The following is a 14,988-nucleotide window of genomic DNA, read 5'->3' as shown; positions in this document are numbered from 1 at the left end:
AAAGGTGGCAATAACATGACAGGTAAGTCACTAGCGGATTACCAAAAAGAATATGAACGAATCATCTTTTTCGACCAACCGAAAAAGGATATACTGTTAGCCGGTCTAAAAGCCGAAATGGAAAAACAATTCAAGCTTCCTACGCGAAGCAAGGAATGGAAAAACGAAAACCAAAAAGTCATAGCGATGTACCGAAAAATCTGTATCACACGAATGCTGTGAAGATCGGACAAAGAAACCGTAAATTTGCCGAATAGCAAACAGCTTCTCTTTCCGCCAATAATCTTCCAGCATTCAGGTATAGGCTTCCTAATTTTTCGCGTCATATTGCATGGTTCAATGTCGCTCGTATCTGATTCGATTAATTACGATTCATAGTGAGATAAGCAATGGTCCATACGATAAATACAAAAGATGTTGTCATTAAAAATGTATTTAAAGTAGTAGTTTGGTCGTTCTTTGCTTTTTTTATGATGGCTACTAGGTTAAGACAAAAAACAATTGCTAATATCGGCATGAAGTAATAGCCAATATCGGAAAAAAGCGATTCCATGTCTTCACTTCACCTCCACAATAAGAATATCAAATCTATTATACTTGCTTCTTCATTCTATCAGTCACCGTCATATGTTTAAACGGCTTTCCGACATCGTAAGCGTGATTACATCAAACATTTATCATTTAGAATTCATATACAAACGCAGTCTGCTGTTCCGCCAACAGCTGCCGTTCATTCTTGACGACATTGTGGTAATCAATCTCCAAATAATAAATAGCCTTGCTCAGATTGTCATAAAAAAACGGGACAAATTCCAAATCACGAAAGACAAATACACCAATGTGATCCGCTTGTTTTTTAAATGCTTCCGTGATGCGGTGGTTTCCATTAATACAATAAGGTTTTCCCTCAGTTACATATTGACTTTGAAGAACCATGATAGGATTATTGTGGTTTGTTTTTATGTTGCTCGTGTCTGTGTTGACATTGCCCACATCCACCGACTCTATAACCGATGAAGGCTGAAACATGAACGGTTTAAGCTGATTCCTCTTAATGATCGAAGTAGCTTTGTCAATATCCAGCGCATACTCAAAGATCCCAGACGGAAACTCAGCAAACAGCGAAAATGTCTCCCGCCCGATCCGGTGAACTACCGGATATACTTCGTCTTTAAGCTGCTCGATAATGTCTTTTCAGCGATTAGCAACTTCTGCTCCTTCACTCGATGCCTGCTCCATTTCTTGAATCCTTCCTTGCATATGTTTCATAGGTTGAAATTTCAGTGACTCTTTTTCATAGTAAGGAATTTTGCTTAGTTCCATGAGTAACACCCCTCTCACTTACCTATCCTATCAGATTGGACAATCATTCATCACACGAGGAACAGTAGTGACATCGGTACTGCAAATGGATTGCCTTTTGCTTTTGAACAGTACGAACGATTTAACAATGGCAAATGGGAAAAAGTAAATAATGGAATTCCGACAAATAAAGACAGAATAAGATTTTAAAAATAAAAAATCCACATGAATGGGGTTAAAAAAAAGGATAAAGCATTCACTTTACCCTTTTTCATTCGGCGTGCACGCAAATGGATAGTATTGATAAAACGTGCTTTGTTGGTGAAATAATTATTGCATATGAATCGATTTTCGTAAGTCTTCTAAGAGTGGGTTCATCGCATCTGCACCTTCTACTTGATATTGAAAAGTAACCACGAGTGCATGTTCATCAATCTCATATGCAACAAATCCTTTCATTGGATGATCACCATATAATTGTGTTTTTCCTGTCAAACCATTTTCTTCGACCGGCGTGCTTCTCAATTCATAACCGTCTTCAAAACTTTCTTCATATCCTTCCCTTTCAAATCTTTCTTGCAGATTCAATACAGCTTTTTCAAGATTTGTGTGCTCGATAATTTCTAACGTGATCTTATAGCCGGAGTTTTGAGATGTATAATTTATTTGGTTATTGACCACTTCAGGAACACCGAATACCTCGTCTAATTGATAGGCAATCCTATATGGTGTTATATGATAATTAATAACATTAATCTCCTGATCCTGACCTTCAATCTTTCTACTAATTGTTTCTGTAGAGCCTGTATGAATTTCCATGCTAGTTTCATCTAATTCAACCACATCATCTTTTAAATTCGATTGGTTCTTATCATTTTCTAGAATTTCTTTTTCCACTTCTTCTTCAAGATTATTATTTGTTTGATTAACCTCGTTACTACATGCTGCAAAAAATCCGATTATCGCAAAAATTCCAAGCAGCTTTTTCACCATTCGTCTTACACCTCCTTTTCGTAAAATAGCACTTCCAACCACTTTCCATGATTTCCAGGACTGCTTAACTTGATTTGTCGATACCTACATATTAAGTTAATTATACAATAATTACGACAACTTCGAAAGATATATCTTGCTATCACAAAAAGAAGCACAGATTCTCGAAGGTAAGAATTTGTGCTTCACTGCTTATAAATGTGGTAACAAGCAATAACTTTCCGGAAAAGGTGAGTATGGTTTGCTGGAAGGTATGGAACTAGGATGTTCACAGCTTCTTCAAAACGATGTCAAACAAACAGGTTTCGACTCAGGCTTAAACCATCGATCCAACTGCCTAGCCGACAATTTATCCGCATTCACTTTTCCATAGTGAACTAGCTGTTCCATGCTGACACACCCCATCCACCACGAACTTAAATCTGAAATCGCAATGCTCAAATCGACTTCTTCCAAAGAATCTGATGACTTTTCTATGCTCCAACGATCTTGGCTGAATGACAAATGGTAACTCCCATTTTGCTGGGGAATAAATGTATCTTGGACGAACAAAGAAATCGTTGCAGGGTGATCAGGTCGCTCCAAGGAATGAAAATTAGTTTGCTGGACAAATGACTCGATCGAGCTGATTCTATACATGAGCCCAATGCCAACCGTTCCGATTTCATGATAAACACTCGGGATCAGACGATTGCTATCGTTTCGGGGATCTTCCAGTTGATAAATGAGTGACTCGTCATGCGTCCGAACGATGACACGTTCGACTTGATCCTGTTGTGAATGAATCCACGCACACAAGTCCATGAAAGCACTTGGCTTCGTCCATACCCACTCAAAAATCGTCATCTCATGATGTAGAAAATGACTATCTTTCACAGGCAGCAATGCATAGGCAAGCGCGCCAACCAACTCATCGCCTTCATAAACACCCGCATAATATGTCGCTTTTTTCTTAATCAAATTCCGTTCATGCCAAGTCCGTTCAATCATGCCATGATGCAGCGATGCGAATTTATTGTACACGGCAACAATCTCTTCCTCATTTTCGGGAGACAGCATGATCACTTTTTTTCGATCGCCACTGCTCGGAAAACTTGCAGGCTTCAGTTTATATTGATAGCGTGTCGGTCCATACCCGTACCCCATCTTTTGATAAAAAGTCGTGTTGAATGGGTAAAGCGCTACGATCCCGACATTTTCACTTCTAGCCATTTCATGAAAATGCTGCAGCAATCGTTTCGCAATTCCTTCTTTTTTATGGAAAAAGTGCACGCCTACAGTGCCGATTCCCCAGACACGAACAATCTTCCCATTTACATTCCCTTGAAGATCATGAAGTTTGTATGTGCCTACTAACTCGTTTTGTTCAGTAAATAGCCCGTAGAAGCTTAAGTTATTTTCGGTTTCGATTTCCAAGTTGAGTCGTTCAATAAATGCTTGTTGAGCTTCCTCACCCGCGATTTGCATCCCTGGATAAGCCATCGCGAGTAGTGTGGCAGCTTGTTTCGTATTGCTTTTAGTTAATAAACGGATCATGTTAATCCCCCTTTTCAAAGATTATAGGGGTTAGAGTTGTGTGAGTAAACTGCATCCACAATCTCCACGGACGAAAAATTGTGCTTGATTTAGTGTTGGGTTTGGCTATTGACGCTTGTTTACTTCAGGATAATAATGTTATTAATCTACAAAACAAAAGCACCCATGGAGGATGCTTACCAAGGTTCTTCATCTGAATTGATAAATTCTTTTATTTTTGATTGAGCATTATTCAAATCAACCCTAGCCATTTCACCAATATAATCTTCAGAAATAAATGCTGTTTTGTCCACACTAGCTATACAATTTGCCTTAACATAAGATTCCTTGTACAACCCCGCATCACGCCATCTAAAAATAGGAGATTTCCATTTATCATACTTACCATCAAAGTCCTCTATCTCTGATGTAGTAATTGTTGCAAAAGCTGCTATTAGAAAACGTTCATCTTCAAATGCCCAGACAACTACTGGTCTCCTATCATGTTCGTTATTTCTAGGATTAATATAATTTAATCAGAAGATATCGCCAATTTTTAATTCCATTAATTACTTTTCGAACTCCTCAAACCATTTCTTTTGAAGAAGATCATTAAGGTCTATTTTAACTTTGCCGTCAACCACTTCAAGCCGGGGAACTTTTGAATTGTATTTTTTAGCATCAACAATCAACTTATCGTCTGTATCTTTATACACTTCTTTGATATTTATTGCCATATCTTTCCCCTCCCGATTGCACACACATATCACATCCTTTTACGTATGTATATGTGCAAGCCTGTCTATTAATTACGTCAATTATACCATAGCGTTGATGAAAATGTTTGTTTTTCCTTTTCCACTTGTATACCCTTTTCGCAATTACTAATGTCAAATTAAACCGGCTGTTTGCCAAGCAGCGGGAAATCGGAGACAGAATTCATGAATAAACCTGTATTCAAAAAAAGAAGCATGAATCTCCTAAGTGGACAATCATGCTTCTTTTCGATGGTAGCTTACGTTACAGAAGCTAGGTTGTTGTTTTATTAGTAGTTTGGTCTATAAAGAATATGCTTGTTTTCCGATAACACTATACTTCAACTTGTAAAAATAGTGATAGATGGCTTTGTATAATTACTATCTTGCCTTGCTGGTTAATATTATTTCCCATGTTCATTAAATATTAGGTTATTTTTTCAATAATATTTGTTTAAACAGTCGAAATACTATAAAATTTTAAGTGGGTGTATGGAAAAAGGAAGGGGCTAAAGAAATGATTCGTGTAAAGAAGACGTATTCGATTGAGCAATTTGTGAATTGTGAGAGTTTGATAGGGATATCGATTTCTCCAGACGATGAAAAAATTCTAGTGGGGAGTAATCGTTCGGGTGTGTACAATGCGTATGCGTTTTCCCGTTCGGGCGACAAGGTCGAGCAACTGACAAGCTCAGATGACAATTTTATTATTCCGAAGGGGTATTTCCCGGATGGCCGCAAGTTTCTGTTCAGCAGCGACCAAGGTGGGAATGAAATTACGCATCTGTATATGCAAAAGGAAGATGGAAAACAGATCGATTTGACACCTGGTACAGAAGAGAAAGCCGAGTTTCATCGATGGAGTCTGGATGAGAACTCCTTTTTCTATGAATCCAATAAGCGCGATCCTCGGTATATGGATTTGTATGAAATGAATATAGACACATTGGAACCGACATTGCTGTTTACAAATGAAGACGGTTATTACGTTTCCGCGATCTCCCATGACAAGAAATACGTTGCGTTGCACAAACCGCGGACAGCAAATAATTCCGATATGTTTATTTATACGCAAGAGGACGGCGTGAAGCACTTGTCAGAGCATGACGGCGACGTTCACTATCAACCTGTCGCATTCGATTTGGATTCCAATTTCTTATACTTTTTAACGGATGAAGATCACGAGTTTTTGTATGTGAAGCGACTTTGCTTAACGTCCGGCAAGACAGAAGTTGTAGCGAAAGAAGACTGGGGAATTGTAGCCGCTCGTTTCTCTCCTACTCATAAATACTTGTATTACTATGTAAATCATGACGGAAAAACGGAAGTAAAGGTGCTAGAAACAGCAACAGACAAAGCGGTTGAAATTACTGATTTTCCTGAAGGACAAATTAGCGGTTTAGCCATTTCAAAGAGTGAGAAATATATGGTGTTTTTAGTAAACCGGTCAACAGCTCCTGCAAACTTGTATGTATATGAGTTTGAATCAAAAACGCTAAATTGTTTAACAAACACACTGAACCCTGAAATTGACGAAAACGATTTAGTCCATGCAAAGGTTGTTCACTTCCCTTCATTCGACGGCCTTGACATACCTGCCATTTACTATGAACCACACTTGGAAGACGGAGAAAAAGCACCTGCACTCATCTGGGTACACGGTGGACCTGGTGGCCAATCGACCGTCGATTTCAATCCGATGATCCAGTATTTGGTCAATCACGGGTATGCCGTACTCGCTGTGAACAACCGAGGGAGTTCAGGATATGGGAAGACATTTTTCAAGGCAGCTGACTTAAAGCATGGCGATGTAGACCTAGCGGATTGTATTGAAGGGAAGACATTTTTAATAGAAACCGGCAAAATCGATAAAAACCGAATCGGCATCATCGGCGGAAGTTACGGTGGCTACATGACGCTTGCGGCCCTCACCTTCCAACCGGATGCATTCAATGTCGGCGTTAACATATTCGGCGTATCCAACTGGGAACGCACACTAAAAAGCATTCCGCCATGGTGGGAAGCAAGTCGTGACCTGCTCTACAAAAAAATCGGCGATCCCTACACACAAACGGACTACATCCGCAGCATCTCGCCACTCTTTCATGCCGAAAACATCAACAAACCACTCATCGTCCTACAAGGCGCAAACGACCCACGCGTCCTACAAGCCGAGTCCGACGACATTGTAGAAAAAGTGAAAGAGAATGGTGTGCCTGTGGAGTATATTATTTTTGAAGATGAAGGGCATGGGTTTACGAAGCGGGAGAATCAGGTTACGGGGTTTCGTGCTATACGGGAGTTTTTGGATCGGTATTTGTAATTGATGACAATTCATTGAGTTGGAATTATTATCTCTCTCCTGTCGTGTGAAGCGGGAGGGGGTTAAACAGGTGCCTAAGCAAGGTTAAATTTATTTCATTCACTACAGTTGCATACCCGAAAATAAGTCTAGTTTTATGGTGGTTATAATTATTGTTAACCATTAAATGGTTGAATTGATTTAACGCGTAAGTAAAGAAAGAAGCACAAACCTCATTCAAAGAATTTGTGCTTCTTAACTTTACTATTGTTCTATGGCCACATTGGGAGTCACGGTCAGACAAAAGCCCCCATACTTAAACACCCTATCTAACCTCAAACGAATCCTCCAAATAAAAAACATGCTCAGCAGAACCCATTTTACCTTGGATCTTATACTGGCCTTTTTGCAAATGAACATGATTGAACACAAAAGTTTTATCTGTGTCTGCTACTAGCAATTCAGCATCTGGGCCAATAGCATATTCCATGCCGATGGCTCAATCGCTGGTTCTCCAACAGTATTATTTTTTATAAGAAATTCAACTTCCATCCACTCATCGCTTTCTAGTTTGAATAATTTCCAATCCTTACTAATAGAAAGATAATTGGGTCCCCAATTTTCAATGTTTAAGGTGATTTTTTCATATTGATTATAAATAGGTTTTCGGACATTCATAACAAGATTATAGTTTTCAAATGTTGTGAACAAAGGGTCATAACGGCGATCTTTGAAGTCATCATTTTCATCTCGAATTGTAAGGGTATAGCGAAAAAGCTTACCGGGCTTATCCGGTATATCGACTTTCGCTTCTTCCGGATTTCTCGTCGTTATGGCGTACAGCTCTTTTGGTTTTTCTCCGTGTTTATTGACCTCTTCAAAAAGGATTTCCGCATAATAGCCTTTCTGCAGTTTCGGGAAATCTGGTACGTATGTAGATCCAGGATATACCTCAATGGCCCGGTTCATTCTTCCCTGGAGCGAGTGTCTTGTAAATACATTTCCAGTTGCATATCTTGCAGTTCCACCGTTTACTATTCCAGCAAAATTATTGATGGTAGGAGCTGTATATGCACCTTCATAATTTGGTTTAATGTCTCCGATTTCATCGACTACCTGTTGATTTTCACAAGCAGCTAAACTAAGAGCGACGAGTAAAACCATGGCGATTTTTTTTATTTTCATCGATTTTACCTCCCTTATACCGATTAGTCGTGATAATAAACTAAAAAGTTTCATTTTTATATCGAAGAACAGTCGGGAGTATTAACTTACAGTTAAAACCTATTTATTAAGTAACAGTAGTAAATATTGATATTAATATCATTAATTCAATAAAAACTCTCTAGATAAATTCACAAAATCATCTATTTACTTCACTCGCTTTACAAGTTAAAATAATACCATGTTAAAAAATGTATTTTACAAGGAGTAGTTTATTTTTGGGAAAAGTGAAGGTTTATTTCATTACCGTTTTGTTGCTTTCGATTGGATTCGTTTTAATGTACTTGGAGTTTGGCACTACCAATGAAAAGACTCAAAAAGCCAACGCTACTAAAAATGAAGATCATGTAGAGATGGAGGCAAACAAACTACATTTCAATTTATCTGTGAATAATGAGTATTTAACCATGTTGCACAACCGTAACCAAGAACTTGTTGCTGGGAATAAAGAAAAGTTCGGTGAAGATATGAGTAAATCATCTATTGATCTTCATGTTGACCTAAAGACAACATACGCAAATGATGAGAGAGAAGAGTATGAAGCTGCAGTTAAAGGTGTCGTAAAATCTGTCGCTGGTGACAATAATTTTAACGGTGCAGGAACTTTACATAAGGTAAAGTTATCAAATAATGAATGGATTTATTCCGGGTCATTTGAAGGAACTAGCACTACTCAAAATGGGGAAGAAACGTTTATGTTAACACTAAGGTATAACCCCGCAACCGAGGAGTCCGATGTTGTGTTTACCAGTGGTCTATTAGGCAACACAGGCATTTTACCATTTGGTCAGCCTTTTTTAATGGAAGATCAATTAGATGAAATTCAAGCTATCATTGCTAAACCTGTATCTGTGGAGAGCACGGAATAATGAAAATGAGAAAAGTTATTTTAACGTCTATCTCTTGCCATATGGTTAAAACAGTAGAGGCAATGGTGACACATACTCATTGAATTTAAGAAGTACCTTCCAATGCGAACTAAAGGAATGAATTAATTGAAAATGATAGGTTTTAAGAAACTACTAGGTGTACGCTTAGTTGTGACCAACCTACTTCGATAATTATCACCTGTTTTATAAAACCCTTTCGTCTGGAGGACGAAAGGGTTTAAAAGGCATTCCCGGTATTCAGCAAATGGCCGGCAATCCACCATTTCCGAACATTATTCTACCCGTACGATTCAATTGCTCTTTTCAATTTCACAAGTCTGCGCTAATGGATTTTTTTCTTGGTAAGAAATACTTTTTCTCAATACATACAATCAACTGTTTAACTCCCTCAAAGCCTTGCTAAGCTCGTAAAATTTCCGATCCAACTCGGCATATGCCGGGTCCCCCGTTTTCAGCATGCTCAGCTTGCCTAAAACAGCTTGCAATTCAGTTTCAATTCGTAATCGATCGGCGACAGAGGATGAAACGGATGGCTCTGAACTTCTTTGCCCGTTCTCCCACTCCGCCAATGTCATTGGCAATTTCCGAATGCGCCCCCCTTCGAAAATAAGCAGACCGGAAGCCATGCGTTCCGTGAAGAAACGATCATGGGAAGCGAACAGCAACGTGCCCGGAAAAGTCGCCAACGTCTTCTCCAATTCTTCCCTTGAAGGCAAATCAAGATGGTTTGTCGGTTCATCCAACAACAATACATCCGTTCCTTTTAAGATGAATTGCATGAGCTTCACTTTCACACGCTCGCCTTGGCTCAGTTCACTTAGCTTCAATCGCCAATGCTTTTTTTCGAATCCTAAGTTTGTCAATTGGACACGGATTTTACCTTGTTCTTCGAATGTATCTGTATGGAAGTAGTCAGCGATCGTTACGTCCTCCGGTAAATCCATCACTGCCTGATCCATATACCCGATGGTCATCCCATTTGTCAGCCACAACTCGCCCTTAAACTTCTCTTCACCAATCAGCATCTTAAACAGTGTCGTCTTCCCGCTCCCGTTCGGGCCGATGAACGCGATCCGTTCCCCCGTTTGGACAGTGAACGATACATCCTTAAAAAGTTCAATGCCAGCAAAATCCTTTCGGACGCCTTTCAGTTCCAGCACACGATGACCCTTTTTTCGCTTTCCTTTTACATCAAACGCTACAGCCGTTTCCTCTACCGGTTTTTCGATTCGGTCTTTCGCAAGTTCCGCCTCCAGCCGAGTCCGCATTGAACGGATTTGCACATCCTTTTTCTTCGCTTTCATTCGCCAATATTCTTTCGCTCCCCCTTTCTTCTTGGAATTCGCATGTGCTTTCGCAGACCACTCACTTAGCTGTGCAATCTGCCCTTCCACCATCTCAATCTTTCGCTGTTGCTGCTCATATTGCGCCGCTTGGATTTCTCGGTCCCTCTCCTTCTTTTCTCGGTAAGCCGAATAATTGCCCTCATAAACCGTCAGTTTTCCACGCTCGATTTCAAATATTAAATCCGCCGTCCGATCGATGAAATGCCTGTCATGTGACACAATCACAAATGTCGCTTTGCCTTCATTAATCACATTCACAAGCTCATCAAGACTTTCACGATCCAAATGATTCGTCGGTTCATCCAATAAAATCAGCTCGTTGTCTTCAGCAAGTGCAGCCGCAAGTCGCATCTTCATCCGCTCGCCGCCACTTGCAAAAGCATACTCGGCTTGCTCAGGGACATGCCACTTCGACCGATACTTCGCTGTTTCAGTCCTATCCCAATCGACGTCCCCTTCCTCCTTTTGTTCCTGTTTGAAATACGTGATCGACGGTTTCTTCCTTATCCAATCGACTGAACCCGAAGTCGGCTTCAACTCATCTGCCAGCAAGGATAGCAATGTCGATTTCCCTGCGCCATTCGCGCCAACAATCGCAATGCAAGCCCCTTCCGGCAAATCTGCAGACAATTTATCCAAAATCATTGTATCGGCTACCGTATACGTTAACTGCTTTATTCTACCTAGTAACATGTACATTCCTCCCTTATCTGGGGGAATAAAAAAATCCCCCCGTCTTAACGGAAGGACCAATCCATCACTATCCAATTTCCCAAAAGTCCGCTACGCAAATCAAACACAATGACAAATCAAAAATGAATTTTGCCAAGCGATTGCAAGCCCCTTGAAAAAGACCTATTTCGGCCTTTAAACGTACGTATGGGAAAGGAGTTAAAAATGGACAGACTAATCCTGTTTTCCGTTCGAATCGTGCTTTATTAATCACGGAACTTCAAGATTAGTTAACCATCTTCCACCCTCAACCCTTTCCCTTTAAGTTATGTTAAGTATACATGAAAACCATTCATCGCACAATTCAAAGTAATGTCACAATCATTCTACTGATTTATAAAAAGGTGATTGCGCGTTATTCGACCTGCAACAGGTACCTGTGCGAAACTTTATTCAGTTAATACACAACAATTGCATGTTAGTACAAACGAGAAGTTATAGGTATTAGGCTAAATGATTACCATACATAATGGTTGAATAAACATGAATGTTTCTAACACAGGCACCGACATAATTATTCAGAGGTCAGATGTTTATACCATACTTTTTCTTACTTTCTCTGGAATCATAACTACTTCCGTTTGTAAGTCAACAGGACTAAATGTCTCATCAATACATTCAGCCCAATATTCTAAGTGCTTTTTGTCAACCCAATGGTTAGATTGTTCAACTTCTTGTCCACCTTTGCCTTGGACTGAGTACCAATATAAATATTCGTCACCATTTAGTTCTTCTCTAAATATTGTTTCAACAAACATTTTCTCATCTGCAAGAGTAATGAGGACATCTGTCATATTTTCGTTTAAGAACTTTAACCATTCATCTACTTGTTCCGTCTTACCCTTTTTTACTTTAAATCTAGTTAATTCTACGTTCATTTCTCGTACCTCGTCTCACTAATTTCCATTACGAAAACAACCTATTTATACAACTTCCCTTTATGCATCAACTGTCTGTTCTTTGGTAGTCTTGCAACGGCTTCCGCGCTGCAGCTTGCGTCTACAAATACAAAACTAGCCTCATCGCCAACTTTCGGCCACACTTGTTCACCTTCACGATTCAAAGGGGTTACGCCTTGTGTAATCAAACTTAAACTTTCGCGTAACGACCGTTCGCTTGATTTCCCTGTATAGTCACAGAAGTTATGAACTTTCTCCAGAACATCTCCAGGAACATAAGGGCTCCACGAATCAAAAAAGCCATCACAGCCTAAGGCAACTTTAACGCCTTCCGCTCGCAGTATATCTATCGGAATGAGCTGAGAGTTTATAGAAATAGGGATGGTAGACATAATCTCCACGTTATGCTCGCTTAGTTTTTTTGCAAATTGCTTTTGCATAGGAATCGTCAATGAACTCAAACCAAATGCATGACTAAAAGCAGTGCATCCTTTAAAGTCTTGTTCTTGCACCATGTCCAGCCATTTATCCATCGTATAGAAACCTACTTGTCCTCTGTCGTGGAGATGCATGTCGACATCGACATTGTACTCTTTCGCAATATCCATCGTAACTTGCAAGGACTTTTCGATGTCCTTATCAATGCCTGCCGGGTCAAGTGCCCCTAAGATTGTTGCACCAGATTCCAATGCTTGTCTTAATAAGTCCGGCATTTCTTCATGCGCTAACAAGCCATGTTGAGGAAATGCGACAATTTCATAGGTTACGTATTGCTTATAAGCTTTCAGTGCTTTTTTAACGCCTTCTAAATTCTTTAATTGAATGAAAGGATCAATATTCACATGTGTGCGTATATGATTCACGCCATTGCTCAAATGCAGTTCAATCATGGCAGAGGCTCTTTGTTCCGCTGTTTCAGCAAGTTCTTCTAATTCAGCCGCTTCCAGGGCCAATCGCTCAGCTAAACTCTTTACAGGGCGACAAGCTCTCCAGCCGATAGAGAGATATGTTTTATCCAAATGATTATGTAGATCTTTGAATGCAGGAAGCGCCAATTTCCCTTCCATATCCACTGCACCTTCATCTGGCACATGTTCAGTTGCGGGAATAATCGTCTGAATGCTTCCCTCTACCACTTGCATATGAAACAAATCGGTTACGGTTTGAATGCTGCCATCTTCGTATGTCGTCTCTCCAATTTCCAGTCGGACGTTTCGTAGCCATGTGCTCATCGGAATTCCCCCTTTAGCTCGATCTCTTTTTCATGAATGATGGTCCCTTTTGAAATGACTGTCGAAATAGGGCATTGTCTGGCAATCAAATGCGCAGAGCTAACGGCATCTACGAGTAGCGCATTTGCTGCATCCCCAACTTTTGGCCACTGTTGCTCGCCAGTTTCCGTTAACGGCGTTAATCCGCCTGTCGCATATTTCAACGACTGCCCGATATGCCACTCGTCAATATACCCAAAACGTTGAACAAACTGGTTTAGTTTTCGAATCGTATCCCCGCTTCCAAAAGGCGACCAATGGTCAATTAAGCTATCGTGTCCAAATGAAACGTTAATGCCGCGATCATACATATATTTCACTGGGATGGTAATCGGAGCTGCCCCAATTGGAACCGTTGTTGTCACGCCAACATGATTTGCCGCCACTTGCTCGATCAAATTGTCTAATGCTTGTTGCGGTAAGTCTGCAAATGCGAATGCGTGACTGAGGGTTACTTCCTTGTTAAAAGATCTTTGTTTCATTTCATCGAGGATTTGGTAGATCTGAAATTCCCCTAATGTATTGCGTTCATGTAAATGAATATCGATGGCCAAGTCGTATTTTTTGGCTAAATCAAAAGTTGTTTTCAACACTTCTCCGCTATTACGATCGACTAAAGCGGGGTCTACCCCTCCAATATGAGTCGCTCCCATTTGTAACGCTTTCTCAAAGATTGATAAAAATGCTGGTCCATTACGCAATAACCCATGTTGCGGGAACGCAACAATTTCATACGTAATTTGCTCTTCATAACTTTCTAACACACGCTTCGTGATGTCCATATGTTTCGTCTCAATGTGCGGGTCAACATTCACATGTGTACGAATATGTGTATGTCCATTTTTTATATAATGCTGCACCATTGCGTGTGCTCGCTCTTCCGCTACATCCAATTGTTTCGGTAACAGTGTTGCTTCTTCTTTTAAACGCGTAAAAATCCCTTCTGTTGCTGGAGATGGCGCTTTCCACTCACCACCGAAGTATGTTTTGTCGATATGTATATGCATTTCTTTGAACGATGGAACGAGTAATTGCTTGTTGGCATCTATCACTACTGCATCGCTTGCCTCGATCGTTGGCGCTATTTCAACAAACTTTCCATCTTCTATCAAAACATCAACGATCTTCGTTTCAGTAGCGGTGACAAACGCTTGATCATACAAATACCCTGTTTCCAAACGCACATTTTTTAATAATAAAGTCAAAACATTTCCTCCCCTTTTATCGTTTACTTCCAAACTCAACGCAGCAAATAGCCCCCTACTTCCCAAGGGAAATCAAGTCTTCAAGAAGTATACATATCCACTAATGCAATCTATCACCATTCACATTGGTTAGGTGAATAGCAATGTTTTTTGCACATGCCTCAAGCATTGGTTTTCCCTATTCTACCACTAACGCTAGTAAGTTTTCATGCAATAAAGAATAGAACAAATGCTCATCCGTCTGGATCGAGCGTGATGAAGACAACGTCGTATTGTTGTTCACTAATCCCCTCATCTACCAACGACTGTTGCACCTTCAATAAGTCGATGACCGTCATGGGACAAACATTCGGACACTCGGTAAAGAAAAAGGCGACAAGCTTTGGTTTTTCGGTGGAGAATGTGAAGGTTTCACCAGTAATCGCAGGCAAATGCGGATCTTTCACGTGTGCTAGTTTTGGAAGGGCTACAGTCCGGGGCATAAACAAATATACGACTACGAACCCTATGAAAAGGATGGACGCGATAACAATGTTCTTTTTCAAATGCATACA

The 14,988-nt window shown here is 40.1% G+C and carries 15 protein-coding genes; 3 read left to right on the top strand and 12 right to left on the bottom strand.

Annotated elements, in window-relative coordinates; genetic code table 11:
- The first annotated feature begins 15 nt into the window (after positions 1-15).
- Positions 16-222: a hypothetical protein gene (locus NRI27_RS07635; RefSeq protein WP_317945424.1), complete on the top strand. Its 207-nt coding sequence runs from the start codon at positions 16-18 to the stop codon at positions 220-222.
- Positions 223-681: 459 nt separating this feature from the next.
- Here NRI27_RS07635 and NRI27_RS07630 read toward each other — a convergent pair whose 3' ends face one another.
- The 6 genes from NRI27_RS07630 to NRI27_RS07605 form a co-directional block, all read right to left on the bottom strand.
- Positions 682-993 (bottom strand): hypothetical protein, encoded by a 312-nt coding sequence (locus NRI27_RS07630; protein WP_371390172.1) that lies wholly within the window; start codon positions 991-993, stop codon positions 682-684.
- A 201-nt stretch (positions 994-1,194) separates the two neighbouring features.
- Positions 1,195-1,323: a hypothetical protein gene (locus NRI27_RS07625; protein ID WP_317945430.1), complete on the bottom strand. Its 129-nt coding sequence runs from the start codon at positions 1,321-1,323 to the stop codon at positions 1,195-1,197.
- A 309-nt stretch (positions 1,324-1,632) separates the two neighbouring features.
- Positions 1,633-2,295: a hypothetical protein gene (locus tag NRI27_RS07620; RefSeq protein ID WP_371390171.1), complete on the bottom strand. Its 663-nt coding sequence runs from the start codon at positions 2,293-2,295 to the stop codon at positions 1,633-1,635.
- 279 nt (positions 2,296-2,574) lie between these two features.
- A complete protein-coding gene (locus tag NRI27_RS07615; protein ID WP_371390170.1) occupies positions 2,575-3,831 on the bottom strand; it encodes a GNAT family N-acetyltransferase in 1,257 nt (418 codons plus the stop codon).
- Between the two features lie 176 nt (positions 3,832-4,007).
- Positions 4,008-4,166 (bottom strand): hypothetical protein, encoded by a 159-nt coding sequence (locus NRI27_RS07610; RefSeq protein WP_371390168.1) that lies wholly within the window; start codon positions 4,164-4,166, stop codon positions 4,008-4,010.
- Positions 4,167-4,379: 213 nt separating this feature from the next.
- Positions 4,380-4,547: a hypothetical protein gene (locus NRI27_RS07605; RefSeq protein ID WP_371390167.1), complete on the bottom strand. Its 168-nt coding sequence runs from the start codon at positions 4,545-4,547 to the stop codon at positions 4,380-4,382.
- 535 nt (positions 4,548-5,082) lie between these two features.
- Here NRI27_RS07605 and NRI27_RS07600 point away from each other — a divergent pair.
- The gene (locus NRI27_RS07600; protein ID WP_371390166.1) at positions 5,083-6,888 is read left to right on the top strand and encodes a S9 family peptidase; all 1,806 of its coding nucleotides are present in this window, start codon (positions 5,083-5,085) and stop codon (positions 6,886-6,888) included.
- 432 nt (positions 6,889-7,320) lie between these two features.
- Here the strand turns inward: NRI27_RS07600 and NRI27_RS07595 are convergent, their stop codons facing one another.
- On the bottom strand, positions 7,321-8,052 hold the full coding sequence (locus tag NRI27_RS07595; protein ID WP_371390165.1) for a hypothetical protein: 732 nt from the start codon (positions 8,050-8,052) through the stop codon (positions 7,321-7,323).
- Between the two features lie 257 nt (positions 8,053-8,309).
- Between NRI27_RS07595 and NRI27_RS07590 the strand changes: the two genes are divergently transcribed.
- Positions 8,310-8,960, top strand: coding sequence for a hypothetical protein (locus NRI27_RS07590; protein ID WP_371390164.1), 651 nt, complete (start codon positions 8,310-8,312; stop codon positions 8,958-8,960).
- Positions 8,961-9,352: 392 nt separating this feature from the next.
- Here the strand turns inward: NRI27_RS07590 and abc-f are convergent, their stop codons facing one another.
- The 5 genes from abc-f to NRI27_RS07565 form a co-directional block, all read right to left on the bottom strand.
- Complete coding sequence (gene abc-f / locus NRI27_RS07585) at positions 9,353-11,020, bottom strand: ribosomal protection-like ABC-F family protein (RefSeq protein WP_371390163.1); 1,668 nt, start codon at positions 11,018-11,020, stop codon at positions 9,353-9,355.
- Between the two features lie 572 nt (positions 11,021-11,592).
- A complete protein-coding gene (locus NRI27_RS07580; protein WP_371390162.1) occupies positions 11,593-11,937 on the bottom strand; it encodes a DUF6176 family protein in 345 nt (114 codons plus the stop codon).
- Between the two features lie 41 nt (positions 11,938-11,978).
- Complete coding sequence (locus tag NRI27_RS07575; protein WP_371390161.1) at positions 11,979-13,190, bottom strand: amidohydrolase; 1,212 nt, start codon at positions 13,188-13,190, stop codon at positions 11,979-11,981.
- Positions 13,187-14,434: an amidohydrolase gene (locus NRI27_RS07570; RefSeq protein ID WP_371390160.1), complete on the bottom strand. Its 1,248-nt coding sequence runs from the start codon at positions 14,432-14,434 to the stop codon at positions 13,187-13,189. The genes NRI27_RS07575 and NRI27_RS07570 overlap by 4 nt, the downstream gene beginning before the upstream one ends.
- A gap of 233 nt (positions 14,435-14,667) precedes the next feature.
- A complete protein-coding gene (locus tag NRI27_RS07565; protein WP_371390159.1) occupies positions 14,668-14,979 on the bottom strand; it encodes an SCO family protein in 312 nt (103 codons plus the stop codon).
- Positions 14,980-14,988: the final 9 nt, after the last annotated feature.

This window comes from Sporosarcina sp. OR05, assembly GCF_041414805.1.
Classification (GTDB): Bacteria; Bacillota; Bacilli; order Bacillales_A; family Planococcaceae; genus Sporosarcina; species Sporosarcina saromensis.
The sequence above is the reverse complement of the archived record's forward strand: the minus strand, read 5'-3'. Positions and strand labels throughout refer to the sequence as shown.